Raw genomic sequence first — 25,518 nt, 5'->3', positions numbered from 1 at the left:
CGCGTGATAAGTTATCTCTTGTGCCGCGGGGTGGAGCAGTTCGGTAGCTCGCTGGGCTCATAACCCAGAGGTCGTAGGTTCAAATCCTGCCCCCGCAACCAAGAAGTCCCGGTCAGAAGCAATTCTGACCGGGACTTCGTTTGTTGAAGCGGTCCAGGCGTATAGGCAAGAACGTGTGGATGATGCGGGCGTGTCATGTGCGTCCTGCCCATCCGGTTCGGTGCCGGAGGCCTCCTTCTGCGCTGAGGGCGAGGGGACCGTTCAGGTGTCATCCGTGTCGGCCGAGCGGATGTCGGGCTCATCGAAGGCCGGAAGACTGTGCCAGGTGTCGAAGGCGACCGCGGCCGCGCCATCGGCGTCGCCGGCCGCGCAGAGCCGGATCAGCTGCTCGTGACGGTCGAATGACGCGCGCCCGGCAAGCGATGCGAAGCGCAGGCGCTCGGCTCGGCGCAGCACCGGTGTGAACTGGTCGAGCACCGTGATCAGGGCGGCGTTGCGGCAGACGGCGACGGGCACACGGTGCAGATCGTCGTCGGCGCGGAGCGCCGCGTCGACGTCGGCGGCCCCGATCGCGGCAGCGAACCGGCGATTCGCATCACGCATCGCATGGAGGTCGGACACGGTGAGCTCGGGCACGGCTTCGCGCACCGCCAGCTCGTGCATCGCCGCGACGACGTCACGGGCGTCCGAGACGGCGTGCCGCTCGAGCGTGCTGACGATCGTCGAACGACCCGGCTGGGCGACGACGAGGCCGCTCTGACCGAGTCGCAGTAGTGCCTCGCGCACCGGCGTGCGACTGACGCCCAGCCATTCGGCGAGCTCTCCGTCCTTCAGCTGCTCGCCGGGAGCGAAGGTGCCGTCGACGATGGCGTCCCGAATCCGGATGAAGACGTTGTCGCGCAGGAGGGTGCGATCGGCGACGATCGAGCGCTCGGGAATCGGCATGCAATATATTGCGCACGCTTCACCGCATCACGTCAAGCGGGCTCACGTGCTCGTGAGGATGACGAGCCGCTGAGTCGCCCGGGTCATTGCGACGTAGCGGTCGACCGCCCCTTCGACGCCCGTGCCGAACGAATCCGGATCGATCAGGACGACGAGGTCGAACTCGAGTCCCTTGGCGAGCTCGGGGGTCAGCCGCGTGATGCGGGGGGTCGCTTCGAGCCCACGCGGGTCGATGTCGGCGGCGGTTGCGATGACGCAGGCGACCACTTCGGCATGCTCGGCGAGCCAGGTGTCGAGGATCGGGCCCAGCTCTGTTACGTCGCCGTGGTGCACTGGGATGCCGCTGCTGCGGATCGAGGTCGGTACGTTGGCGTCGGGCAGCACGGCCCGGATGACCGGTTCTGCAATGGCCATGACCTCTTCGGGCGTGCGGTAGTTGATGCTCAGCGAGGCGATGTCGAGCCGATCGAGTCCGACGCGTTCGAGCCGCTCGGTCCATGACTCCGTGAAGCCGTGCCTCGCCTGGGCGCGATCGCCGACGATCGTGAAGCTGCGCGACGGGCACCGCAGCAGCAGCATCTGCCATTCCGCGTCGGTCAGCTCCTGCGCTTCGTCGACGATGATGTGCGCGAACGGACCGGCGAGCTGGTCGGGGTCGGCCTTCAGCATGGCGGATTCGTCGATCAGGGTGTTCTGGGCGTCCTTCCCGCGCAGCATGGACATCAGCAGCAATTCGCTGTCGTCTGACGCGATGAGGTCGTCGACGACTCGTTCATAGCGCTCGCGCTCGGTCACGACCTCGGCCTCGTGCCGGCGTCGGCGGCGTGACGCCTCGGGATCGCCGATGCGCTGCCGTGCCGCGTCGAGCAACGGAAGGTCCGACACCGTCCACGCGCGTGCGTCATCACGCTGCAGCATCGCGACTTCGTCGGCGGAGAGCCACGGAGCGCAATTACGAAGGTACGCAGGCACCGACCACAGGTCGGCGACGACCCCGGTCGCGTCGAGTGTCGGCCACGACCGGCTGAAGGCCGCGCGCAGTTCGACGTTCTGTGCCAGCGCCCGGCGCAGCAGGTGGGCCGGCGCGTCCTCGCCGGCGTGGTTTTCGACCAGGATCGTGAGCAGCGCATCCCAGACCTCGTCGCGTGCCTCATTGTGCGGGGTGCCCGGCTCGGGTACCTCGAACGCCTCGGCCCAATCGGCGGGATCGAGCCAGACGTCCGACCAGGGCGTCTCGACCACCATTTGTTCGGCGGGCGGCGCCTCGTAATGCCCGACCGCCGCCTCGATCGCCGTCACCAGGTCGGCCGACGACTTCACGCGGGCGACCCCGGCGTCGGCCTCGGGCCGGGCCATCACGCCCTCTGGCACGAGGTCGCGCAACGTGCACGTCTGCACGCCCTCCTCGCCGAGACCCGGAAGCACGTCGGAGACGTAGTCGAGGTACGGCTGCGACGGGCCGACGAACAGCACGCCCCCTCGGCGGTGCCCGAGGCGAGGGTCGGAGTACAGCAGGTAGGCGGTGCGGTGCAACGCCACGACGGTCTTGCCCGTGCCGGGACCGCCGTCGACGACGAGGGCGCCGCGGGACCCGGCGCGGATGATGGCGTCCTGATCGGCCTGGATCGTGCCGAGCACGTCGCGCATACGGCTCGACCGGTCGCTGCCGAGGCTGGCGATGAAGGCCGACTGGTCGTCGAGCGCCGCATGGTGCCCCGCGAACCCGTCGGCCGTGAACACCTCGTCCCAGTAGTCGCTGATACGGCCGCGCGTCCAGCGATACCTGCGGCGGCTCACCACCCCCATCGGGTCGGCGTGGGTGGCTCCGAAGAACGGCTCGGCCGCGGGGGAGCGCCAGTCGACCAGCAGTCGACGACCCTCGCCATCGGCGAGGCCCAGACGTCCGATGTAGACAGGGTCGCCTTCGCCCGCGGGCACGATGTGCCCGAGGCACAGGTCGACGCCATATCGCCTCAGCGTGCGCAGCCGAGCGGTCAGCCGGTGGATCTCCAAGTCGCGGTCGAGCGCCTGCTCACCGCTGCCGCCCGGTTCCCTGCGCTTGGCGTCGAGCCGATCGGACAGGTCGCTGATCGTCTGCTCGAGGCTCTGTTCGATGGCTGCGAACTGCCGCTCGTCGGCGGCGATCAGGGCCGGGTCGGCTTTGTCGATGAGGCGGTCGGGAAGGTTGAATGCGCTCGTGGTCAGGGCTGCTCCTCGTGCAGGTGGTCGAGTTCGACTGACCATTGTGCGGCACGACCGGGGCCTTGCGGCAAGGCCCCCACGCCCCTGTATTCTGAAAGTGGAGAGATCCGCGAAGGGCTCTCCATCTTCGTGTCCGCCACAGTGTCGTCCGCAGTGTCCGCGCAGTGTCCGCCGCAGGATCTGCGCCGCCGTCGACGCGGCGCATCGACGTAGGCTGAGGCCATGCACAGCGACACCGCAGGCTTCGCGATCGCCGTCGCCCAGTTCGCCCCCGGCGCCGACACCGCGACCAATCTCGCCGAGATCACCCGCCTCACCGAACTCGCTGCGTCACGCGGCGCTCGGCTGGTCGTCTTCCCCGAGTACTCGAGCTATTTCACCCCGCAACCGGGCGCCGACTGGATCGACGCGGCCCAACCTGTCGGCGGCCCGTTCACCGAGGCGCTCGCGGCGCTCGCCGACCACGTCGGCGTGCACGTCGTCGCCGGCATGATCGAACGACTCGAGGGCGAATCGCGTGTCGCGAACACGGTCGTCGCCCTCGCCCCCGGCGCGGGCGTCGTGGCGCGATATCGCAAGCTGCACCTCTACGACGCGTTCGGGCAGCGCGAATCCGAATGGGTGGCACCGGGCGAGATCACCGCACCAGAGCTCTTCGCGGCCGGCGGCCTGACGTTCGGCCTTCAGACCTGCTACGACGCCCGATTCCCCGAGGTCACCCGGCGCATCGTCGACGCCGGCGCCGACGTCGTCTGCATGCCGGCCGAGTGGGTGCGCGGCCCGCTCAAAGAGGCGCACTGGCGCGTGCTCACGACGGCGCGGGCCCTTGAGAACACGATCTTCGTCGCGGCGGCCGACCACGCGCCGCCGGTCGGCGCCGGCAACAGCATGGTCGTCGACCCGATGGGTGTCGAGGTCGCCACGATCGGCGAGTCGACGGATGTCGCGATCGCCTGGGTATCTCGCGAGCGCATCGATGCGGTGCGTCGCATCAATCCGGCGCTGGAGTTGCGCCGGTTCGACGTGACCGAGCGCGTCAGCCGAGACGCCTGAGGCGAGCCGACGCCTCTTCGAGCACGGGCAGGCGTTTGCAGAACGCGAATCGCACGAGGCTGCGGTAGGCGTCATGCCGGTCTGGATGCACGAACGCCGACACCGGCACCCCGACCACGCCCGCACGCTCGGGCAGTTGCCGGCAGAAGGCGTCGCCGTCGACGACACCGAGCGGTGAGGCATCCGCGATCACGAAGTACCCGGCCTGCGGCGGCGACACATCGAACCCGGCCGCGATGAGCCCGTCGACGAGTACGTCGCGCTTGGCCGCGAGCGCCGCGGCGGCCCCGGTGAAGAACGAGTCAGGCAGGTCGAGCCCCGCGGCGATCGCCGGTTGGAACGGCGCGCCGTTGACGTAGGTGAGGTACTGCTTGACCGCGAGCACCGCGGTGACGAGCGGCGCGGGTGCGGTGAGCCAGCCGATCTTCCACCCGGTGGTCGAGAAGGTCTTGCCGCCCGACGAGATCGACACCGTGCGTTCCCAGGCGCCCGGCAGGGCCGCGATGGGGCGGTGCGCCGCCCCGAAGGCGAGGTGCTCGTAGACCTCGTCGGTGACGATGATCGTGTCGTGACGGGTCGCGAGTTCGACCACGAGCTCGAGGATCTCGTCGTCGAACACGACGCCCGTGGGGTTGTGCGGCGAGTTCACGATGATGAGCCGGGTTCGGTCGGTGACCGCGGCGCGCAGCTCGTCGGGGTCGGGTCGCCAATCGGGGAAGCCGAGCGGCACCGTGCGATGCACGCCTCCGGCGCGCGCGATGAGGGCCGCGTAGGCGTCGTAGTACGGCTCGAACGTCACGACCTCGTCGCCGTCGTCGACGAACGCGAGGATCGTCGCGGCGAGCGCTTCGGTCGCGCCGGCGGTGACGAGCACTTCGGATGTCGCGTCGACGTCGATGCCGTAGAACCGCTGCTGGTGGCGGGCGACGGCTTCGCGAAGCACGGGCAGGCCGATGCCCGGCGGGTACTGGTTGACGCCGTCGGAGATGGCCTGACGGGCCGCTTCGAGCACCTCGGCCGGGCCGTCTTCATCGGGAAAGCCCTGGCCCAGGTTGATGGCGCCGGTGCGCAGCGCGAGGGCGCTCATCTCAGCGAAGATCGTCGCGGCGATGCGGCCGTCGCCGGCGAGCAGGCCGGCGCCCGCCGCGGTGCGCTGCCAGGGTGCCAGGCCGGGTGCAGGGGAGAAGTCGCTCACGCTCACACCGTACGCGAGGGTGGGGCGGGTACGCTTGCGCGGGGCCGATGTGAAGCGGGTTCCGCGCGTTCGGGGGAATCACCGCTCGCAGATAGCAGAGTCATAGACTCCGCCGATGGGGAGCACAGCTTGCGGCGGGATGCTGGCATGGCTTTGGAAGGAGCAGACATGACTGACACCACGAACGGCGCCACGGGGGAGCCCCGCGAGGGCGACGTCACCGAGACCGCTGCAGCTGCAGCGCAGGGCCGGACTCCTGAGACCACACCGGCAGCTGAGACCGCGCCGGCCGCTGAGACCGCGCCGACAGCGGATGTCCCTGCCGCGGCTCCCGCTCCGGTCGAGCCCGCCGCTCCCGCACCCGCGGCGCCCGCCGCACCTGCCGCGCCCGCCGCTCCGGCGGCGCCGCCCGCGACCGGCACCGTCTACGAGCCGGGCCAGGCGCCGCAGCCCTACCACGCACCGCAGTACACGAAGCAGGCCGCTCCGGCCCCTGCTGCCGCTGCGACCGCGCCCCAGCCCGGCCAGGTCCCGCCCGCCTTCGGCGGACCCCAGGCGACGCAGACCCAGCCCACGGTCCCCGTGGCGGGCGTTCCGAACGGCACCGTGCCCGGGGCATCCGCACCTGCCGCCCCCAAGCCCCGCCGGGTCGGTCTCGGCGTCGCCGCCGCCATCGTCGCCGCTGCCCTCATCGGCGGCGCGTCGGGTGCCGGCATCACGGCACTCATCACGAGCAACCAGAGCACGGTCTCGGGCGAGTCGGCGGGCTCGGCCCAGAACATCGTCGTGAACGATTCCGAATCGGTGAACCAGATCACCGCAGTCGCCGCCAAGGCGAGCCCGAGCGTCGTCACCATCTCGGTCGCCGGCGACCAGGGTGCCGGCACGGGTTCGGGCATCATCCTCTCGGAGGACGGTTACGTGCTCACGAACACGCACGTCGTGACCCTCGACGGCGCCACCGGCGATCCGACCATCCAGGTGAAGACCAACGACGGGCACCTCTACGAGGCCGAGCTCATCGGTACCGACCCGCTCAGCGACCTCGCGGTCATCAAGCTGATCGACGCCTCGGGCCTCACCCCGCTCGAGTTCGCCGACTCCGACGAGCTCAACGTCGGCGACACGGCGATCGCCATCGGCGCGCCGCTCGGCCTTGCGGGCACCGTCACCAACGGCATCGTGAGCGCGCTCAACCGCTCGATCGACGTCGCATCGTCGGCGGCACCGACGACCCCCGACGACTCGCAGGGCGACACCGGCGAGGGCGATCAGGGCAACGGCACCGAGGAGAGCCCGTTCGACTTCTTCTTCGACCTGCCCGACCCCGACGGCGGCGAGTCGCAGCAGGTGCCGAGCGGCGCCACCGGCAACGTCGCACTCCCGGTCATCCAGACCGATGCGGCGATCAACCCCGGCAACTCGGGCGGTGCGCTCGTCGACTCCGAGGGCAGGCTCATCGGCGTCAACGTCGCGATCCTCTCGACCGGCGGCGCGGCGCAGGCCACGGCCGGCAACATCGGCGTCGGCTTCGCGGTTCCGTCGAACCTGGCCGAGCGCATCGCGAACGAGATCATCGAGAACGGTGCGGCCACGCACGGCCTGCTCGGCGCGACGGTCGGCTCGGCCGAGGCCGAGGGCTCGAGCGACGTCGTCGGCGCGCTCATCTCCGAGGTGTCCGAGGGTGGCGCGGCCGAGGCCGCAGGCCTCGAATCGGGTGATGTCGTGACCGAGTTCAACGGCGTCCCGATCACCGACCAGACCGACCTCACTGCACAGGTGCGGGCTCTGCCCGGCGGTGCCGAGGCCGAGGTCACGTTCACGCGCGACGGCGAGTCGCAGACCGTGCAGGTGACGCTCGACACGTTCGAGGGCTGATCGACGATCGAGCCGATCGCATGCCGAAGGCCGGGGTCCGTCGGACCCCGGCCTTCGGTGTCGGTGCGCCCCTCGACTGCTAGGCTCGATCGACCCCAGCACGAGTGAGGAACATGCCCGAGCACCACCCTGAGACGGCGTCTCCGTCGCTCGTCGGCGTCTCCTATGTCATGCCCGTGCTCAACGACGTCACACACGTTCGGGCGGCGGTCGAGTCGATCCTCGCGCAGGACTACACGGGGCCCGTCGAGGTGCTCATCGCACTGGGTCCCTCGATCGACGGCACCAATGAGCTCGTCGCCGACCTCGCGTCGCGCGATGCGCGCATCCGGGTGCTCGAGAACGCGGTCGGGTCGACGCCCGCGGGGCTCAACATCGGCATCCGAGCGGCACAGTACCCGGTCGTCGTGCGCGTCGACTCCCACTCGATGCTGCCCACCGGCTACGCCCGCATCGCGGTCGAGACGCTCGAACGCACGGGTGCCGACAACGTCGGCGGCATCATGGACGCGCGCGGCGAGACCCCGTTCGAGCAGGCCGTGGCACTGGCCTACACGACTCGGGTCGGCCTCGGCGGTTCGGCGTTCCACGTCGGAGGCGACGAGGGTCCCGCCGAGACCGTGTACCTCGGGGTCTTCCGTCGCGTCGCGCTCGAGCGCGTCGGCCTGTTCGACGAGACGATCAAGCGCGGGCAGGACTGGGAGCTCAACCGCCGCCTTCGCGACACGGGCGGAACGGTCTGGTTCACGCCCGAACTCGCGGTCACCTATCGTCCGCGTTCGAACTTCGACCGGCTGGCCCGCCAGATGTTCTCGACGGGGCTGTGGCGCGGCGAGCTCGCGCGCCGGTTCCCCGCCGCCAACGGCATTCGGTACTTCATCCCCCCGGTCATGGTCGTCGGAGTGCTGCTGGGGTTGCTCGCCGGCATCGGCGGCATCATGCAGGCGATGGCCGGGGCGACGCCATGGCTGCTCGTCGGATTCGTGATCCCGGTCGTCTACCTGCTGTTCGTCGTCGTCGCAACGATCATCGCGGCGCGAGGCCACGGCGCCAGCACCGCCGCACGGTTTCTCGTAGTGTTGCCCTGCATACACGTCTCGTGGGGCGTCGGGTTCGTGCTCGGCTACCTGTCGCTGACGAGCAACATCGCCAGGCACACGGGAAGGTGACGCAGATGTCGCAGGCCGAACCGGTCACGACGAGGCCGTCGAGCATCGCCGAGCTTCGCGCGGTCACCCAGCCGCCCGAGGTACGGGGCCGCCGCAATGCCGAGCATTGGACGGCGTCGCTCTACCTGCGCAATCTCTCGCCGTACCTCACGTGGATGCTGCTGAAGACCCGCATCTCGGCCAACGGGGTCACCGGGCTCATGATCCTCGTGGGCTGGTCCACGGCCGCCGCCCTGCTGATCCCCGGCATCTGGGGCGCACTGCTCGCGGTCGTGCTCGGACAGCTGCAGATGCTCGTCGACTGCTGCGACGGCGAGGTCGCACGCTGGCGGCGCACGTCGTCGCCCGCGGGCGTCTTCCTCGACAAGGTCGGCCACTACTCGACCGAGGCGCTCATCCCGCTCGCCCTCGGCATCCGCGCCGCCGCCTACCCGCTCGAATTCCCCGCGGACTTCCTGTGGACGACGCTCGCGGCGCTGCTGGCGCTCGTCATCGTGCTCAACAAGGCCCTCAACGACATGGTGCACGTCGCCCGCGCCAACGCCGGCCTGCCGAAGCTGGCCGACACCCACGGCGAGACCGCTCCGCGTGGCGGGCTCGTGGCCACGCTGCGCAAGGCGGCGCGGTTCGTGCCATTCCATCGCCTCTACCATTCGGTCGAGCTCACGCTCATCGCGCTCGCCGCCGCCGCCGTCGGGCTGTTCGTCGGGCAGCCCTTCGTCGACCGCCTCGTCGTCGCGGTGCTGCTGCCGCTCGCGGTGCTCGCCGTGTTCGGACACTTCGTCGCGATCATGGCGTCACGTCGTGTCCGCGCCTGACGCGCCGCGCGTCGGCGTTGTGGTGCTCACCATGGGCACTCGGCCCGACGACCTCGCCCGGGGCATCCGCAGCGTACTCGACCAGCGCGGCGTCGCAACCGACGTGGTCTGCGTCGGCAACGGGTGGGATCCTGCATCGGCCGACCCGCCGCTGCCCGCCGGCGTGAAGACGCTGCACCTGCCCGAGAACCTCGGAATCCCGGCAGGGCGCAACCGCGGCGTACCCGAGGTCGGGGGCGTGGTGCTCTTCTTCCTCGACGACGACGCATTCCTGCCGAGCGACACGTTCCTGGCCGACGGATGCCGCATGCTCGCCGATCGACCCGAGCTCGGCCTGATCCAGCCGCGCGTCGTCGACCCGAGCGGGCTCGCCTCGCCGCGACGGTGGATCCCGCGCATCCGCAAGGGCGATGCGACGCACTCGAGCCCCGTGTTCTCGTGCTGGGAGGGCGCGGTACTGATGCCGCGCGACGTGTTCGACGCGGCCGGGGGATGGGCCGACACGTTCTTCTACGCGCACGAGGGCATCGAGCTCGCGTGGCGGGTGTGGGACGCCGGCCATGTGGCGTGGTACGCGGGCGACCTCGAGGCGGGGCATCCGGTCATCGACCAGACCAGGCACGACTACTACTACCGGCTCAACGCCCGCAACCGGGTGTGGCTCGCGCGACGCAATCTGCCCACGGTGCTCGTGCCGCTGTACGTCGGCTCGTGGACCGCGATCCAGGTGCTGCGCTGGGCGCGCAACCCGTCGGCCCTGAAGGCCTGGTTCGGCGGCTGGCGGGCCGGATGGCGCGAGCACCCCGGCGAGCGACGTCCGATGTCGTGGCGCACGGTGTGGCGCATGACCCGCGCGGGCAGGCCTCCGATCGTCTGAGCCGCCCGTCGGTCGCGTGGGCGCCCCGGCGCCGCATCGAGACCTCGCCCGCTACCCTTGGACAGTGGGATTGAGGAAAGACGCGCGTCGCGCCATGAAGCTCGCCAAAGACATCATGTGGTCGCGGCGGGCGCAGAAGGCGCTCGGCGTGCAGCTCGCCGACCGGCCCGGCCTCGAACCCCACCGATTCCGTGTCGGCGTGTACTTCGCCGACGGCAAGGTCAACCTCTACCAGCTGCGGCAGTGGTACGCACCGCTCGTCGCCCTCTCGGAACGCCACCCGGTGCTCGTGCTGAGTCGCGCGTCGGGCGCCGCCCTCAAGCTGCTCGAGGAGTCACCGCTGCCGGTCGCGTACGTGCGCCGCGTCGCCGACCTCGAGCGGGTGATCCACGAACAAGACCTGCACGTGATCCTCTACGTCAACCAGAACGCCAAGAACTTCCAGATGATGCGCTATGGGCGCCGCTGGCACGTGTTCATCAACCACGGCGAGTCCGACAAGATGTACATGACCACCAACCAGTTCAAGGCCTACGACTACGCCCTCATCGCGGGCGACGCCGCCAAGTCGCGGCTCGAGAAGGTGCTCTGGGACTACGACTTCGACAAGCGCGCCATCCCCATCGGTCGTCCGCAGGCCGACCACTACCTCGACGGCACGGAACTGCCGTACACGCCCGACGAGCGTGAGGTCGTGCTCTATGCGCCGACGTGGGAGGGCGATCGCGGGGCCGCCGCATACGGATCGATCGCCTCGCACGGCGTCGGGCTCGTGCGCGGCCTGCTCGCGACGGGCCGTCACCGCGTCATCTACCGGCCGCACCCGCGATCGGGCGTCGTCGATCACGAGTACGGCGCGGCGAACCGAGCGATCATCGCCGCGATCGAGGCGGCCAACGCCGCCGATCCCTCGGCGCAGCACATCTTCGACGACGGGCCGGGGCTCGGGTGGCAGCTCGCCGCAGCCGACGTCGCGATCGTCGACATCTCGGCGATGGTCTACGACCGTCTGGCCGCCGGCAAGCCGTTGCTCATCACCCGGCCGGCGAACCCGGCGGCGCAGATCGACACCGGCGGCTACCTGCAGGCGTGCGAGTGGCTCGACGCATCGGATGCCGCGGCCATGGTGGCCCGCGTCGACGAGGTCACGCACGACGCCGAGGCGCTCGAACGACTCGGGTTCTGGGTCGAGCGCTACTTCGGCGACACCACGCCCGGAGTCGCGACCGCTCGGTTCCACGCGGCGATCGACCACCTCATGGCCGAGTGGGAGAGGTTCGCGGCGCTGCACGCCGGCGACGGCGAGGTCGACGAGCACGATGTCGACGAAGACGCCGACGAAGACGCCGAAGCGATCGGCTGAGCCGCGGCGGCCCATCGCGGCTGCCGGTGATCGCGCATAGGCTCTGGTCATGGCCACGCGCATCACCGAAGCCGACGTCGACGATCTCGAGTTCGGGTCGAACGGCACGAACCACCACGTCGAACGGGCCGAGCTGCTCGAACGCTGGGCGACCGACACCGGGTCGTTCGAGCTCGATGACGACCTGCGCCGGGCGACATTGCTGCTCGCCTCGGCCGAGCACCTCGAGATGGCGGGCGAACTCGACCGTGCCCTCGATCTCGTGCGGCGTGCGGGCGCCGCATCCGATGTCGAACCCCACGAGACGGTCGGCGCCCTCGTCTCGATCCTGCTGGCACGCGGCGAACGCGACGCCGCGATCGCGGCGAGTGACGCGCTGCGCGCCTCGCAGAGTGCGGCGTGGTGGCGCTACTGGGACGTCGCCGAGGCGTTCGAACTGGCCGACGAACTCGCACTCGCCGAGCGGTGGTTCGTGATCACGCTGCGTGCCATCGAGCGCGACCCCGAGTACGACGTGGGCGACCGTCTGGTGGCGCTCACCGGTCGTCACCGGGTGCGACGTGACGCGGGCAAACCCGAAGACGTGCTCGACATCGAGACGAACGAGCTGCGCGGCCTGCTCGGGTACGAGCTGGCCGAGTAGCGCGACGGCTTCGGGGCCCGGCCGCGGTCAGCCCGCGGTGCCGGTGGCGTCTTCCGCGACATCCGAATCGGTGGGGTCGGTCGGTGCGCCGGCGGGTGCATCGGCGGGCGACTCGCCCGCCGCGCCCTTCTTCCGGGTGATCGCTCCGCGCGCGGCCCGTCCGGCGGCGCGCCCAGCGGCTCGGATGCCGCGGCTCGTGGCCGTGGCGACGGAACCCACGGCCCCGCCGACGACGGTTCCGGCACGCGACATCCGCTCGCCGGTGACCTGAAGCAGCGCGTCACGCTCGCACGGTTCGAGGTCGACCGGCAGGAGCATCGGCGGCCGGCCGAATGCGAGACGCGACTGCACGAGCACCCGCCGGCCGAGCACGTTGTTGCCGATGCCGCCGATGGCCGCGCCGATGCCGAACGGGATCGCCTTGCCGACGATGCCCGCGCCACCGCGCACGGCGAACTGCCTGATGAAGACGCTGCGCAGGCGTTCGACGACCGGGCCCATCATCGCCTTCGGCAGGGTGTTGGTCACGAGCTCGCCCCAGTAGGTGTTGAGCGCGGCGCCTGAGCCGGTGGCCTGCCCGGCGAACTGGCGCACCAGGTCGCTGCCCTCATTCCCGAGCATGAGCGTCATCACGAGGGCACGGGCACGCTCGGGGTTGTCGACCGGCATTCCGTGCACTTCGGCGACCGACTGTGCGAACAGCGCGGTGGCCTCGAGGAACCCGGCCGTCTCGACACCCGACAGCGCAAGCGTCACGCCCGTGCCGATGCCGGGGATCACCGCCGTCGCGCCGACGGCGGCGCCGCCCGTCGTGACGGCGGTCAGGTAGCGCCGCTCGAGGATGCGGATGAGCTGGTCGGGCGACGCGTTCGGTACACGACGACGGATGCTTCGCAGGTGAGCCACCACGACGGGCCGCTGCACCGACAGGGCGAGGTCGATGGCGCGCTCGACGCCGTGGGCCCGGCCGTCGTCGGGTCGGGTGGTGCTGCCGGGGTGCGAGGTACCGCTCGAGGGCGGGGTGGTGCCGGGATGGGGCCCCGCCTGCGGCGGCGGCGGGAGCTGCTCGGCGCGCGGTTCATCGCCACCCAGCGAGGTGATCTTGTGCACGCGGTCGGCCATGTCGCGATGATACGTGAGGCGGCTGGTCATCGACGCTCTCGAACCGCTCGTCGATCCCGGATCGGGTATCCGACTCGTCCTCCACAGGTGGCCTGCGCGCGAAGTTATTCACAACGTTAAGGTAGGTTGACCGGCCATTTCAGTGCGAATCGAATGTCGGAGGGTCATGGTTGACTCGTCGCATGACGACATCGCAGGCGGCACACGAACCGGCACCCGGGCCGACGCCCGAGGCCGCGCTCGAAGCCGCGCTCGTCGTCATCGAGCGGCTCGAGGGCGAGATCCGGGCGGCACAGGCAGAGCAGATGCGACAGGTGGCTGAGGCGCACCGGTTGATGCACGCGATCGAGTCGCACCCGTCGCGCAACCGCCACGACGACGAGGAGTTCGTGCGCCGCGCGATGACGTGCGAGCTGGCCACGACGTTGCGGGTGCACGAGCGCTCGGCCGGTCGCATGCTGCACGAGGCGGCCGAGCTCGACACGCAGTTCACCGCCACGCGCGACGCGCTCGCAGTGGGCGCGATCGGGTTCCAGCAAGTTCGGCAGCTGCTCGACACCGCGCACACACTTCCCGAGGCACGGCGTGGCGAGTTCGAAGCAGCGGCACTCGACAAGGCGGCGAAGATGACGCCGCCGGCGTTTCGTCGAGCTGCGCGACGATTGCGTGAGCGCATGCACCCCATCGGGCTGGTTGAAAGGCACACGGCGGCTCGTGGCGAACGACACATCGAACTCGAACCCGCGCACGACGGCATGGCGTGGCTGCATCTTCACGTCGAGGCCGAGCGCGGCGCCGCGATCATGGCGTTCGCGCGCCGGCTCGCCTTGCGTGCACGAGACGGTAGCGTGCGACATCGACCACAACCGCGATTGGCAGCATCGCGGCCATACGAGCCATCGAAATCTCGCGCACGTATGTTGCAAGCACCACCGGCTGAAGCATCACACGGGTTGGCGCATCGAGCAGTTCCCCGACGGGCGCGTCCAGTGGACGAGCCCGGCCGGCCGAGTGCATCTCAGCGAGCCCGAGCACTTCGCCGGCCCTCCACCCGACGAGGCCGCGGCCTGAACCGCAGTCGCCGCCACTGAAATCACCACCCGAAGGAGAACTCATGTCGAAACGCCAACCCCAGCCCACCGCAGCGACGCTCATCGAGGCGGCAGAGGCGCTGCTCACCGAGGGCCGCGCACACGCCACGTGCCTGCGATACCGCCGCGCTCGTACTGCACTCGAGACCTACCTCGAAGCAAAGGGCGAAGACATGCTGCTCGACGCAGGAATTGCCATGCTCGCCATTGAACGCGGGCTCGAGCCCGACGGCGCGTTGCTCAGGGTGGCGACCGGGGAAGACCTGCTCTACGCACTGCCCGGGTTCATCGATCTCGAACGCCCGGGTCTTCCGAAGGCCGATGCGGGTGCGCAGCTTCGGTTCGTCGACCAGTGCCGCCGGCTCATCGTCGCGCGCGGCCTCAGCGCCCACGGCGACTACAGCTGCGCCAGCTGGGAGGTCGACGGGGCGCTGCGTCGGGCTGGGCGCGAACAGCGGCTGCGCTGAACCGGGCTTCGTCGGCCTGCTACGCAGATGTGCCGTGGTCGGCGTTGTACCGGTCGAGCACCTCGTCGATGGGTGCATCGAGCACGAGAGCGCCCTTGTCGAGGTAGAGGCCGCGGGTGCAGAACCGCCGCAGGTCGCGCTCGTTGTGCGAGACGAAGAACAGGGTTCGGCCACCCGCGAGCATCTCGTCGATGCGCCGGTAGCATTTCTCACGGAACGCCTTGTCGCCCACTGCAAGTACCTCGTCGACGAGCAGAATGGGCTCCTCGAGCTGCGAGATCACCGCGAAGGCGATGCGCACCTTCATTCCGCTCGAGAGGTGCTTGTAGGGGGTGTCGAGAAAGTCGCCGATGTCGGCGAAGCCGATGATCTCGTCGAACTTCGCGTCGATCTGCGATCGGGTCATGCCATGCAGCCCCGCCGTGAGGTACACGTTGTCGCGCACCGTGAGGTCGTCGACGAAGCCGCCGGTGATCTCGATGAGCGGTGCCACGCCGCCCGAGACCTCGACCGTGCCCTCGTCGGCCAGCATGACGCCGGCGACCAGCTTCAGCAGTGTCGACTTGCCCTGCCCGTTGCGGCCCACGACGCCGATCGCCTCGCCGGGGCGAACCTCGATCGACACGTTGCGCAGTGCCCAGAACTCGCCGGGGCGCGTGCGCCGCCTGCGGCCCGACAACAGGTCCTTGAACGAACGGCGGCCTCGGCGGTTGCGCCGGAAACGCACGCCCAGCCCCTCGGTGCGGATCGCGTGGGTTGCCGGTGAGAGCGCGGTCGAGACATCCGTCATCAGATCTCCTTCAGCACCTGGCGCTCGGCCGAACGGAACACCCAGAGCCCGATTGCGAGCAGCGCGAGCGACATCGCGGCCGAGATGGCGACGTCGAACCAGTTGAGCTCGGTCGGAAAGAAGCCGGCGCGGTAGAGGCTGAACACGCCCGACAGCGGGTTGAACGCCGCCCAGAACTGCAAGCCGGCCGGCAGGTCGCTGACGCCGTAGATGACCGGCGACGCGTAGAAGAGAAACCGCAGCACGAGCTTCACGGCCCGCTCGAGGTCGCGGAAGAACACCACGAGCGGCGCGACGATGAGTGAGACTCCCGTCGTCAGCACCGCCTGCACGATCATTGCGAGCGGGAAGAAAACGAGCTCCCACGACACGGTTGCGCCGAAGACGATCGCGAACAGGGCGAGCACGGGCAGGGCCAGCGCGAACTCGATGCCCTTCGAGAGCACGATGCGCGTGACCCAGATGGTGCGAGGGATCTTGGTCGACCGCACGAGCTTCGCGTCTTTCAGGAACGCGCGCGTCGAGTCCGAGACCGCGCCGTTGAACCACATCCACGGAAGCAGAGCCGACAGCAGGAACACGATGTAGGGGACCTGGCCGACCGTGCGGTCGAAGACCTGTGTGAACACGAACCAGTAGATGCCCGCCATGACCAGGGGATCGAGCACCGACCACAGGTACCCGAGCGCCGAGGTCGAATATCGCACCTTGAGATCGCGGGTGGTGAGCAGCCAGAGCGCATGCCGGTAGCGCAGCCACGGCGTCCGCCGCAGCGGATGCGTGTCGCCCCCGACGGAAACCGCGCTCATCACGCCCCCCATCGTAGATGCCGCGCCGGGGTAGATTTGATCGTGACGGGTGGCGACCTGCCGAGCCCAGTCGAAAGGAGCGTCGTGCGCGCCACCAGCACCCGCGTGATCCTCAGCTGCGCGGCCATCGGTGTGGGCGGTGGGCTCTTCGCCGCCGGCGCCGGTTATTTCGCCGGTCTCATCGCGGGCATCGCGCCGATGCTCTACGGCATCACCATCGGCTCGCACTTCCTGCCGAGCGCGGTCGCCCTCGCGCTCTTGAAGCGCCCGGGCGTCGGAATCCTCACGGGATTCATCGCCGGTCTCGTCGGCGCGGCGTTCGCGCCGCAGTGGATCCTGCGCTTCCTCGCCACCGGACTGCTCGTCGGTGCCCTGCTCGAGCTTCCGTTCTTCCTCACCCGCTACAAGAACTGGTCGCCCTGGCTCTACTACATCGCGGCTGCCGGGTCGGGCATCGTGCTGGCGGCAGGCACGTTCATCGCTCTCGGCGCCGAGCACTACGCGCCGTGGTTCTGGGTGCTCTACCTCGCGCTCTTCGCACTCAGCCCGGTCGTCTTCACGTGGTTGGGGCGCGTGATCGCGGGGTCGCTCAGCCGGGCGGGCGTCGCCCGCACCCTCACCTGATCGGGCTGAGAACACGAGAAGAGCGGATGCCCCGGGGCATCCGCTCTTCTCGTGATCGGTGCTGTGTCGCTGTGGTGCAGGTCACACGAAGTGATTGGCCCGCTCGAGGTCTTCGGCGAAGTCGATCTCGACCGCGTAGAGGTCGGAGATGTCCATCGGCTCGATGAGCAGGCCGTTCTTCTCGATGGCGAGCTCGAGGCCGCGCTCGAAGTAGTCTTGGTCGCCGACTCGGTTGAGGTGCGCCAGGAAGGTCGCCTTGTCGCGGCTCGAGATGTAGTTGATGCCGACGGCCTCGCCGAGCCCGCCCTTGACGGTCTTCGAGAGCTCTTTGATGTAGCCCTCGGCGCTCGTGGTGTACTTCACCTCTTCGTCTGAGACCTTCGACGTGTTGACGGTGACGAACGACTGGTCGCGCGCGATGAAGGGGAGTGCCCGGTCGAGGATGCGCGGGTCGAACACGACATCGCCGTTCATCCACAGCACTCCGCCCGACTGCGAGGCCGCGAGGGCGCGCATGAGGCTCTTCGAGGTGTTCGTCTGGTCGTATTCCTCGTTGTAGACGAACGATGCCTGCGGGAACGCCTCGATGATGTGCTCGAGCTTGTAGCCGACGACGATGGTCACGTTGGCGTTCGCGCCGAACGCGTGCTCGATGTTGTCGAACTGCTGGCGCATGATGGTGCGGCCGTCGCTGAGTTCGGTGAGCGGCTTGGGGAGGGAACGCCCGAGCCGGCTCCCCATGCCGGCTGCGAGAATCACGATCTGGGTGGTCACTGCATCTCCTTCGGTGGTGCGGATGACCCGCCGCGTCACTCCCGATTGGCGAGAGTTCGCATGCAGTTCACCCGAAAGTTCACATGTGGACACGCCGTTATGCCGGGTCTCAGGATATCGGGCGAGCCCCGCGTGCCACGAGTGGGGGGCGATGTCGTAGTGGGATCGTGATACTTCGCACAGAGAATGCCCAGTCAACCGAGCCGTTCCCCCCGTCGTGGGAGGAGCGATTCCGGGCCGGTCATTGGTAGGTTGTCTTGGGTGACTTCCGATTCGCGCCCTGATCACGACGACGAGTCTGCCGAAGGCACTGGCATGGGGGTGTCCGACCAGCGGGAATCGCCGTCAGGGCAGGCCGGCAGCTCATCGTCGAGCCCGCGCACGGCCGCGGCGAAGTCGAGCGCCGCCAAACCGGCCGCCTCGAAGACCACGGGTGCGAAGTCGGCCGCCGCGAAGTCGGGGTCGAAGACAACCGCGGCGAAGCCGGGTTCGAAGACGACCGCGGCGAAGTCGACGGCGAAGCCGCGCACCACGAAGTCGGCCGCGGCGGCGAAGACCGCGGCGGCGAGGGCCGCGGCAACGAAGTCGGCGACGGCTACGCGCAAGAGCGCCGAGGAGTCCGACACGCCCGCCCCCGACGCACCCAAGCCGGCTTCGAAGCGCACCCCCGCATCCCGTTCGGCATCGGCAGGCGCCGCTGCGACCCGCGGTGAGGCGGCGAAGGCCGCCCGCACCACGCGCACGACGACGGCGAGGAGTGCCGCGAGCACGTCGGCGGCGCGCAGCAAGGCGACGACCGAGGCAGCGGCGCAGCGTCAGCAGCGTCAGGTGCAGCAGCGCACCGCTGCGGCACTCACGACCGAGACGACTGCCGCTGAGCGCCCCTCGAGGCGCCCGGCCGACCAGACGATCGCGGCAGCGGCCAACGAGCCGCCAGTGGTCGGGGGGCGGCCGGCCGCATCAGCCGCCTCGCAGATCGACGAGGTCACCACCGAACGCACCCCGCGACGTCAGACCGAGGCGCCGGCGCCCCCGCCGGGCGAACCCGACCCGGTGATCGAGACGGCAGCGGTCGAGCCGCCCGATGAGGCCGTCGCAACCGATTCGAGCGGCGATGCCACCGTCACCGCGCTTGCCGCGGCTGCAGCTGCCGAAGCCGCGCTCGCATCATCATCGGTCGATGCAGCACCGACCGAAGACACGGCGACCCCGGTCGACGCGGCGCCGCCCGTCGACGAGGCATCCCGAAGCGCCGCGCACGCGGTCGCCGTGATTCCCGCTCCGAAGCAGGCGGCGCCGCGCAAGAAGCGCACCCTGCGCGTCGCACGAGCAGCACCGTCGGCCGATGCTCCGACGGTGCTGTCGATCACCGGGCTGGTGAAACGGTTCGGCGAGAACACCGCCGTCGACGGCATCAGCCTCGACGTGCGTGCGGGCTCGTTCTACGGCATCGTCGGCCCGAACGGTGCCGGCAAGACGACGACCCTCTCGATGGTCACCGGCCTGCTGCGCCCCGATGCTGGCAGCGTCGGCATCAACGGCATCGACGCGTGGGCCGACCCGCAGGCTGCCAAGCGCGCCACCGGGGTGCTGCCCGACCGGCTTCGACTCTTCGACCGGCTCACGGGCGCGCAGCTGCTGTACTACTCGGGCGTGCTGCGCGGCCTCGACGCCCGCACCGTGCGCGAGCGCAGCACCGACCTGATCGCCGCGTTCGGACTCGAAGACGCCATCGACCGGCTCGTCGCCGACTACTCGGCCGGCATGACCAAGAAGATCGCGCTCGCGTGCGCGATGATCCACTCGCCGCGGCTGCTCGTGCTCGACGAGCCGTTCGAGTCGGTCGACCCCGTCTCGGCGGCGAACCTCACCGAGATCCTCGAACGGTACGTCGCCGGCGGCGGAACAGTCGTGCTGTCGAGCCACGGCATGGATCTCATCGAGCGGGTCTGCGACTCTGCGGCGATCATCGTCGGCGGGCGCGTGCTCGCCTCGGGCACCCTCGACGAGGTGCGTGCGGGCCAGACGCTCGAAGACCGGTTCGTCGAGCTCGCGGGCGGGCGCAAGGCTGCGGAAGGCATGGAATGGTTGCACAGTTTCTCCGACTGAAACTGCGCCTACTGGCGAACATCTTCCGTCGCAGCACCTGGCAGGTCGTCGGCATCGTCGTCGGCCTCGTCTACGGGCTGGGCCTCGCGTCGCTGCTGTTCGTCAGCCTGGTCGGTCTACGTCTGGTCGACGAAGTCTCGGTCGTGCGCGACGTGCTGATCGTCGCGGGTTCTGCGACGGTGGTCGGGTTCATCGTGGTTCCGCTCGTGTTCGGCAGTGAAGACACCATGGACCCGCGTCGATTCGCCTTCTTCGCCCTGCCCGATCGAACGCTCTCGCTCGGGCTCGCCGTGGCCGCGCTCGTCGGTGTTCCCGCGCTCGTGCTCGCGATCGTGCTGCTCGGCACGGTCGTCACGTGGTCGCGCGGCGTTCCCGAGACGATGCTCGCGATCCTCTCGGCGGCGCTCGCGTTCGCCACGTGCCTGCTCATCGCACGGGTGGCGACCGCGCTCGCGTCGTTCGTGCTCGCGACGCGCCGCGCGCGCGAGATCATGGGTGTCATCGGCGTGCTGCTCATCGTGATGGCCGCACCGGTGGTCGTCGCCTTGACCACGCTCGACTGGGCGAACTCCGGACTCCGCCTGCTCGGCCGCTTCGCCGACGTGCTCGGCTGGACGCCGCTCGGCGCCGCGTTCGCCGTGCCGGGCGACGCCGCCGAAGGGCAGTGGGGCGCGGCCATCCTGAAACTGCTCATCGCGGCGGGCACCCTGTGGGTCATCTGGCTCGCCTGGCGGGCGCTCGTCTCGAAGATGTTGGTGACGCCCGGGCGCGAAGCATCGGCCAAGAGCTACCGCGGACTCGGGTGGTTCGATCGGATGCCCCAGAGCGTGACCGGTGCGGTCGCGGCGCGCGGCATCACCTATTGGTTCCGCGACGCGCGCTACTGGGTGTCGTTCGTCATGGTGCCGATCGCCCCGCTGCTCGTCATCATCCCGCTCGCGCTCGCGGGCATTCCGCAGTTCTACCTCTGGCTCATCCCCGTGCCCCTCGTCTGCCTGTTCCTCGGCTGGAGCCTGCACAACGACGTCGCCTACGACTCGACCGCGATCTGGCTGCACGTGGCATCGGGAGTGCGCGGAACCTCCGACCGTGTCGGCCGGCTCATCCCGGTGCTCATCGCCGGAATCCTCGTGATCGGGCTCGGCGGCGCGGTGACCGTGTTCATCCTGAACGACTGGCGACTGCTGCCGTCGCTCCTGGGCATCAGCACGGCGCTGCTGCTCGGCGGGCTCGGCATCGGCTCGATCACCTCGGCACGACTGCCGTATCCCGTCGTCAAGCCGGGCGACAGCCCGTTCCTGCAACCGCAGTCGTCGGGCACCATCACCGCCCTCGTGCAGTCGCTGGCGATGTTCGGCGCGTTGCTCATCGCGCTGCCCGCAGGCGTGTTCGGGGCCCTGGGGCTCTTCGTCGACCCGGCCTGGCACGCGGCATCGTTCGCTGCCGGCGTCGGATTCGGCGTGCTCGTGCTCGCGTTCGGGGTCTGGTATGGCGGCAAGGTGTTCGATGCGCGCGGCCCCGAGATGCTCGCGGCGGCCCTGCGCGCTTGAGTCCCGCGTAGAATCGAGCGCATGATCCAGACCGTGCGAATGAGCATCGCCGACCCCGATTCGCCCGGCGGCGGCACGTCGGTTCTCGACCGCGAGCTCGAGAAACTCCTCGAAGACGAAGCGATCGAACCCGGTGACCACGAGCGCTTCTCGCACTACGTGAAGAAAGAGAAGATCCTCGAGTCGGCCATGACCGGCAAGCCCGTCAAGGCGCTCTGCGGCAAGAAGTGGACACCCGGTCGCGACCCCGAGAAGTTCCCGGTCTGCCCGACCTGCAAAGAGATCTACGAGCGACTGAAGGCCGAGTAGGTCTCGCTCGTGCGTCGCCGGCTGCCGCGTCAGCGGTAGGTCGTCGGAATCACAGGCTCGCCGCGGCCGAGCCGGAACGCCTCGATGGGCAGTTCCTGCATGACGTCGGCGCGGTGGGCGCGCGCCGCTTCGGTGCCGGCGCGCCCGAGGAACGCGGGGTCGGCCTCGCCCTTCGACATGAGCTGCACCATCAGCGGGCGCAGCTTGTCGCCCGCCTCGAACTCGGCCACGCCGTCGGGGCCGTCGCCCACGAACACCAGCTCTTCGCGGGCGGTGCGGGTCGAGTCGAGGCGGCGGGCGGCGTTCTTGCGCCCGCCCACGCTCGCCTTCGACGTCGACGACTTCGCGACCGACACCCATTCGCCGGCGTCGTCGCGGCGGGCGACGAGCTTGAACACCATGCCGGCGGCCGGGTGGCCCGAACCCGTGACGACCGCGGTGCCGACGCCGTAGGCATCGACCGGGGCGCCTGAGAGCCCGGCGATCGTGAACTCGTCGAGGTCGCTCGTGACCGTTATTCGCGTGTCGACTGCGCCCAGCGAGTCGAGCTGGTGGCGAACGGCGGCGACGACCGTGGGCAGGTCGCCCGAGTCGATGCGCACGGCGCCGAGCTCGGGCCCCGCCACGCGCACCGCCGTCTCGACGCCCTTGGCGATGTCGTACGTGTCGACGAGCAGCGTCGTCTTGGGGCCGAACGCCTCGACCTGGGCGCGGAACGCCGCCTCTTCACTGTCGTGCAGCAGTGTGAACGCGTGCGCAGCGGTGCCCATGGTCGGGATGCCCCAGCTGCGGCCGGCCTCGAGGTTCGAGGTCGCGTCGAACCCGGCGATATAGGCCGCGCGGGCCGCCGCGATCGCCGAGCGTTCGCCAGTGCGGCGCGAGCCCATCTCGGCTATGGGCCGGCCGAGCGCGACCGACACCATGCGTGCGGCGGCGCTCGCCACCGACGAGTCGTAGTTGAGCGTCGAGAGCACGATGGTCTCGAGCATCACGGCCTGGGCGAACGTGGCCTGGATGGTCAGCAACGGAGAGCCCGGAAAGTACGCCTCACCCTCGCGGTAGCCCCAGATGTCCCCGGTGAATCGGTAGTCGGCGAGCCAGTCGATCGTGGCAGGACGCACGACCTCGTGCTCGCGAAGCCACTCGAGCTCGGCCTCGTCGAAGCGGAACTGCCGGATGAGCTCGAGCAGGCGCCCGGTGCCCGCCACGACGCCGTAGCGCCGCCCGTCGGGCAGCCGTCTGGCGAACGCCTCGAAGAGGCTCTCACGGTGGGCGGCGCCGTCGAGCAGGGCGGCATCGACCATCGTCAATTCGTATCGGTCGGTGAAGAGCGCAGCAGACCCGGTCACGCAGAAGAGCCTAGTCATGCGGGCGACGCGAGCTGGGACATCCGCCGGTCTAAACTTGGATGTCGTGACGGACGCACCGATCGGGATCTTCGACTCCGGGGTCGGCGGGCTCACCGTCGCCCGGGCGGTGAAAGACCAGCTGCCCAATGAGTCGATCCTCTACGTCGGCGACCTCGAGCACTCGCCGTACGGCCCGAAGAAGATCGCCGACGTGCGCGGCTACGCGCTCGCGGTGCTCGACGACCTCGTCGCGCAGGGTGTGAAGATGCTCGTGATCGCCTGCAACACGGCGTCGGCGGCGATGCTGCGCGACGCACGCGAACGCTACGACGTGCCCGTCGTCGAGGTGATCCAGCCGGCCGTGCGCCGGGCCGTCGCGGCCACGAAGACCGGCCGAGTGGGTGTCATCGGCACCGCGGGCACCATCGGCTCGCGCGCGTACGACGACGCGTTCGCGGCGGCACCGCATCTCGAGCTCTTCTCGCAGGCGTGCCCGCGATTCGTGGAGTTCGTCGAGGCCGGCGTCACGACCGGCGACGAGCTGCTCGCGATCGCCGAGCAGTACCTCGCGCCGCTGAAGGCCGCCGACGTCGACACGCTGGTGCTCGGCTGCACGCACTACCCGTTCCTGAAGGGCGCGATCTCGTACGTCATGGGCGACGAGGTCACCCTCGTCTCGAGCGATGTCGAGACCGCGAACGACGTGTACCGCGTGCTCGTATCGACGGGGCTCGAGCGCCGGGCGTCGACGCCGCCGACCTACCGCTACGAGGCCACCGGCGACTCGACGAGCGCGTTCCTCGACCTCGCGCACCGGCTCATCGCCCCCGAGATCCCGAGCGTCGAACTCGTGCACACCGGCGCCGTCACCATCCCCGACCGCGAACAGCTTCGACGAGAGAGCGAAACCCCATGACCGAGGCATCCGAAACCCCCACGACCATCGTGCGCGCCGACGGCCGCACGCCCGACCAACTGCGCGAAGTCACGATCGAACGCGGCTGGAGCGCGCACGCCGAGGGCAGTGCGCTGATCTCGTTCGGCAACACGAAGGTGCTGTGCACCGCGTCGTTCACGAACGGCGTGCCGCGCTGGATGACCGGCAAGGGCAAGGGCTGGGTCACGGCCGAGTACGCGATGCTGCCACGTTCGACGAACACGCGCAACGACCGCGAATCGGTGAAGGGGCGCATCGGGGGCCGCACGCACGAGATCAGCCGGCTCATCGGCCGCAGCCTTCGCGCGGTGGTCGACATGAAGGGGCTCGGCGAGAACACGATCCAGATCGACTGCGACGTGCTGCAGGCCGACGGAGGCACCCGCACGGCCGCGATCACCGGGGCCTACATCGCACTCGCCGACGCCATCGAATGGGCTCGCGCACAGAAGTTCATCGGTCAGAAGGCCGCGCCGCTCATCGACACCGTCGCGGCCGTCTCGGTCGGCATCATCGACGGCACGCCCATGCTCGACCTCGCCTACACCGAAGACGTGCGCGCCGAGACCGACATGAACGTCGTCGCCACGGGCCGCGGGCTGTTCGTCGAGGTGCAGGGCACGGCCGAGGCCGCGCCGTTCGACCGGCGCGAACTCGACGCGCTGCTCGACCTGGCGCTGGCCGGCACCAGCGAGCTCACGCGCCTGCAGGTCGCGGCGCTCGCCGCGAGCGCCGAGGCGGCCGACGATGCACCGGCGGCCGGCGCATGAGCCTCGAGTTCGTGCTCGCGAGCCACAACGCGCACAAGGTCGCCGAATTCGGGCGCATCATCGGCGAACGGATGCCCCGGGCCTCGGTGCTCGCGTACGACGGCCCTGAGCCCGTCGAAGAGGGGCTGACGTTCGCCGAGAACGCATTCATCAAGGCGCGCACGGCGGCAGCGCACACCGGTCGCATCGCGCTCGCCGACGACTCGGGCATCGTGGTCGACGTCATGGGCGGTGCACCAGGCATCTTCTCGGCCAGGTGGGCCGGCTCGGGCGCCGGCGACGACGCGAACCTGCGACTGCTGCTCGCCCAGGTCGCCGACATCCGCCGCCCGCATCGCGGGGCCGAGTTCCGCTGCACCATCGCCCTCGTCGTGCCCGATACGGTGCTGCCCGGTGGTCACGAGTTCGTCGCCGAGGGCCGCTGGCGCGGCAGCCTCTCATACGAGCCGCGCGGCTCGCACGGATTCGGGTACGACCCGATCTTCGAACCCGATGGGCTCGAGATCACGGCCGCAGAGCTGCGGCCCGAACAGAAGAACCGGCGAAGCCACCGGGCGCTCGCGTTCGAGCAGCTGCTGCCCGAGCTCGAGCGCATCGCCGCGCAGCTCCCCGGCTGACCCCAAGACGGCACGGCAGGACTCCTTCTGCGGTACCACCGCGCGCCGATCACGGCA

At 69.7% G+C, this 25,518-nt stretch carries 25 protein-coding genes and 1 tRNA gene; 17 read left to right on the top strand and 9 right to left on the bottom strand.

What is annotated here, in order from left to right; all coding sequences use genetic code 11:
* Window positions 1-24: 24 nt before the first annotated feature.
* A tRNA-Met gene (locus ABD164_RS15700) sits at window positions 25-101 on the top strand.
* 160 nt (window positions 102-261) lie between these two features.
* On the opposite strand, the gene ABD164_RS15695 is transcribed toward ABD164_RS15700, so the two are convergent.
* Both ABD164_RS15695 and helR read right to left on the bottom strand, forming a co-directional pair.
* Window positions 262-945 carry a GntR family transcriptional regulator gene (locus tag ABD164_RS15695; RefSeq protein WP_344297233.1) on the bottom strand — a complete coding sequence of 228 codons (684 nt, stop codon included), beginning with the start codon at window positions 943-945 and terminating at the stop codon, window positions 262-264.
* Window positions 946-987: 42 nt separating this feature from the next.
* Complete coding sequence (helR, locus tag ABD164_RS15690) at window positions 988-3,189, bottom strand: RNA polymerase recycling motor ATPase HelR (RefSeq protein ID WP_344297232.1); 2,202 nt, start codon at window positions 3,187-3,189, stop codon at window positions 988-990.
* Window positions 3,190-3,369: 180 nt separating this feature from the next.
* Between helR and ABD164_RS15685 the strand changes: the two genes are divergently transcribed.
* Entirely contained in the window at window positions 3,370-4,200 is an 831-nt protein-coding gene (locus ABD164_RS15685) for a carbon-nitrogen hydrolase family protein (protein WP_344297231.1), read from the top strand.
* Here ABD164_RS15685 and ABD164_RS15680 read toward each other — a convergent pair.
* Entirely contained in the window at window positions 4,184-5,395 is a 1,212-nt protein-coding gene (locus ABD164_RS15680; protein WP_344297230.1) for a pyridoxal phosphate-dependent aminotransferase, read from the bottom strand. The genes ABD164_RS15685 and ABD164_RS15680 overlap by 17 nt on opposite strands.
* A gap of 168 nt (window positions 5,396-5,563) precedes the next feature.
* Between ABD164_RS15680 and ABD164_RS15675 the strand changes: the two genes are divergently transcribed.
* The 6 genes from ABD164_RS15675 (at window position 5,564) to ABD164_RS15650 (ending at window position 12,143) form a co-directional block, all read left to right on the top strand.
* Window positions 5,564-7,273: a S1C family serine protease gene (locus ABD164_RS15675; RefSeq protein ID WP_344297229.1), complete on the top strand. Its 1,710-nt coding sequence runs from the start codon at window positions 5,564-5,566 to the stop codon at window positions 7,271-7,273.
* A 113-nt stretch (window positions 7,274-7,386) separates the two neighbouring features.
* A complete protein-coding gene (locus ABD164_RS15670) occupies window positions 7,387-8,442 on the top strand; it encodes a glycosyltransferase family 2 protein (RefSeq protein WP_344297228.1) in 1,056 nt (351 codons plus the stop codon).
* 5 nt (window positions 8,443-8,447) lie between these two features.
* A complete protein-coding gene (locus ABD164_RS15665; RefSeq protein ID WP_344297227.1) occupies window positions 8,448-9,260 on the top strand; it encodes a CDP-alcohol phosphatidyltransferase family protein in 813 nt (270 codons plus the stop codon).
* A 31-nt stretch (window positions 9,261-9,291) separates the two neighbouring features.
* Complete coding sequence (locus ABD164_RS15660) at window positions 9,292-10,137, top strand: glycosyltransferase family 2 protein (RefSeq protein WP_344297250.1); 846 nt, start codon at window positions 9,292-9,294, stop codon at window positions 10,135-10,137.
* 64 nt (window positions 10,138-10,201) lie between these two features.
* On the top strand, window positions 10,202-11,500 hold the full coding sequence (locus ABD164_RS15655; protein ID WP_344297226.1) for a hypothetical protein: 1,299 nt from the start codon (window positions 10,202-10,204) through the stop codon (window positions 11,498-11,500).
* Window positions 11,501-11,549: 49 nt separating this feature from the next.
* Window positions 11,550-12,143, top strand: coding sequence for a hypothetical protein (locus ABD164_RS15650; RefSeq protein WP_344297225.1), 594 nt, complete (start codon window positions 11,550-11,552; stop codon window positions 12,141-12,143).
* Window positions 12,144-12,170: 27 nt separating this feature from the next.
* On the opposite strand, the gene ABD164_RS15645 is transcribed toward ABD164_RS15650, so the two are convergent.
* A complete protein-coding gene (locus ABD164_RS15645) occupies window positions 12,171-13,265 on the bottom strand; it encodes a hypothetical protein (RefSeq protein ID WP_344297224.1) in 1,095 nt (364 codons plus the stop codon).
* Between the two features lie 182 nt (window positions 13,266-13,447).
* On the opposite strand from ABD164_RS15645, the gene ABD164_RS15640 reads away from it, so the two are divergent.
* Window positions 13,448-14,356: a DUF222 domain-containing protein gene (locus ABD164_RS15640; protein ID WP_344297223.1), complete on the top strand. Its 909-nt coding sequence runs from the start codon at window positions 13,448-13,450 to the stop codon at window positions 14,354-14,356.
* A 23-nt stretch (window positions 14,357-14,379) separates the two neighbouring features.
* Entirely contained in the window at window positions 14,380-14,823 is a 444-nt protein-coding gene (locus ABD164_RS15635) for a hypothetical protein (RefSeq protein WP_344297222.1), read from the top strand.
* A 19-nt stretch (window positions 14,824-14,842) separates the two neighbouring features.
* On the opposite strand, the gene ABD164_RS15630 is transcribed toward ABD164_RS15635, so the two are convergent.
* Window positions 14,843-15,613, bottom strand: a complete 771-nt coding sequence (locus tag ABD164_RS15630) for an ABC transporter ATP-binding protein (RefSeq protein WP_344297221.1) — start codon at window positions 15,611-15,613, stop codon at window positions 14,843-14,845.
* Entirely contained in the window at window positions 15,613-16,422 is an 810-nt protein-coding gene (locus tag ABD164_RS15625; protein ID WP_344297220.1) for an ABC transporter permease, read from the bottom strand. The genes ABD164_RS15630 and ABD164_RS15625 overlap by 1 nt, the downstream gene beginning before the upstream one ends.
* 84 nt (window positions 16,423-16,506) lie before the next feature.
* Here ABD164_RS15625 and ABD164_RS15620 point away from each other — a divergent pair, with 84 nt between their 5' ends.
* Window positions 16,507-17,046 (top strand): ECF transporter S component, encoded by a 540-nt coding sequence (locus ABD164_RS15620; protein WP_344297219.1) that lies wholly within the window; start codon window positions 16,507-16,509, stop codon window positions 17,044-17,046.
* Window positions 17,047-17,127: 81 nt separating this feature from the next.
* Here ABD164_RS15620 and ABD164_RS15615 read toward each other — a convergent pair whose 3' ends face one another.
* Together ABD164_RS15615 and ABD164_RS15610 are read right to left on the bottom strand one after the other, a co-directional pair.
* Window positions 17,128-17,820: a phosphocholine cytidylyltransferase family protein gene (locus tag ABD164_RS15615; protein ID WP_344297218.1), complete on the bottom strand. Its 693-nt coding sequence runs from the start codon at window positions 17,818-17,820 to the stop codon at window positions 17,128-17,130.
* A 284-nt stretch (window positions 17,821-18,104) separates the two neighbouring features.
* Window positions 18,105-18,608: a hypothetical protein gene (locus tag ABD164_RS15610; protein WP_344297217.1), complete on the bottom strand. Its 504-nt coding sequence runs from the start codon at window positions 18,606-18,608 to the stop codon at window positions 18,105-18,107.
* A gap of 40 nt (window positions 18,609-18,648) precedes the next feature.
* On the opposite strand from ABD164_RS15610, the gene ABD164_RS15605 reads away from it, so the two are divergent.
* From ABD164_RS15605 to ABD164_RS15595, 3 genes are read left to right on the top strand one after another with little or no spacing between them, the layout of a single operon-like run.
* Entirely contained in the window at window positions 18,649-19,929 is a 1,281-nt protein-coding gene (locus ABD164_RS15605; RefSeq protein ID WP_344297216.1) for an ABC transporter ATP-binding protein, read from the top strand.
* Window positions 19,905-21,479 (top strand): hypothetical protein, encoded by a 1,575-nt coding sequence (locus ABD164_RS15600; protein WP_344297215.1) that lies wholly within the window; start codon window positions 19,905-19,907, stop codon window positions 21,477-21,479. The genes ABD164_RS15605 and ABD164_RS15600 overlap by 25 nt, the downstream gene beginning before the upstream one ends.
* Window positions 21,480-21,500: 21 nt before the next feature.
* Window positions 21,501-21,788 carry a DUF3039 domain-containing protein gene (locus ABD164_RS15595; protein ID WP_425545956.1) on the top strand — a complete coding sequence of 96 codons (288 nt, stop codon included), beginning with the start codon at window positions 21,501-21,503 and terminating at the stop codon, window positions 21,786-21,788.
* Window positions 21,789-21,817: 29 nt separating this feature from the next.
* Here ABD164_RS15595 and ABD164_RS15590 read toward each other — a convergent pair whose 3' ends face one another.
* Window positions 21,818-23,137 (bottom strand): nicotinate phosphoribosyltransferase, encoded by a 1,320-nt coding sequence (locus tag ABD164_RS15590; RefSeq protein WP_344297214.1) that lies wholly within the window; start codon window positions 23,135-23,137, stop codon window positions 21,818-21,820.
* A gap of 64 nt (window positions 23,138-23,201) precedes the next feature.
* On the opposite strand from ABD164_RS15590, the gene murI reads away from it, so the two are divergent.
* The 3 genes from murI to ABD164_RS15575 are packed head-to-tail and all read left to right on the top strand — an operon-like array spanning window position 23,202 to window position 25,461.
* The gene (gene murI / locus ABD164_RS15585) at window positions 23,202-24,053 is read left to right on the top strand and encodes a glutamate racemase (protein ID WP_344297213.1); all 852 of its coding nucleotides are present in this window, start codon (window positions 23,202-23,204) and stop codon (window positions 24,051-24,053) included.
* Window positions 24,050-24,844 carry a ribonuclease PH gene (gene rph, locus ABD164_RS15580; protein ID WP_344297212.1) on the top strand — a complete coding sequence of 265 codons (795 nt, stop codon included), beginning with the start codon at window positions 24,050-24,052 and terminating at the stop codon, window positions 24,842-24,844. The genes murI and rph overlap by 4 nt, the downstream gene beginning before the upstream one ends.
* Window positions 24,841-25,461 carry a non-canonical purine NTP pyrophosphatase gene (locus ABD164_RS15575; RefSeq protein WP_344297211.1) on the top strand — a complete coding sequence of 207 codons (621 nt, stop codon included), beginning with the start codon at window positions 24,841-24,843 and terminating at the stop codon, window positions 25,459-25,461. Before rph ends, ABD164_RS15575 begins: the two co-directional genes overlap by 4 nt.
* Window positions 25,462-25,518 lie beyond the last annotated feature (57 nt).

This window comes from Agromyces neolithicus (assembly GCF_039529735.1).
Classification (GTDB): Bacteria; Actinomycetota; Actinomycetes; order Actinomycetales; family Microbacteriaceae; genus Agromyces; species Agromyces neolithicus.
This window is presented reverse-complemented; position numbering and strand designations above follow the sequence as displayed.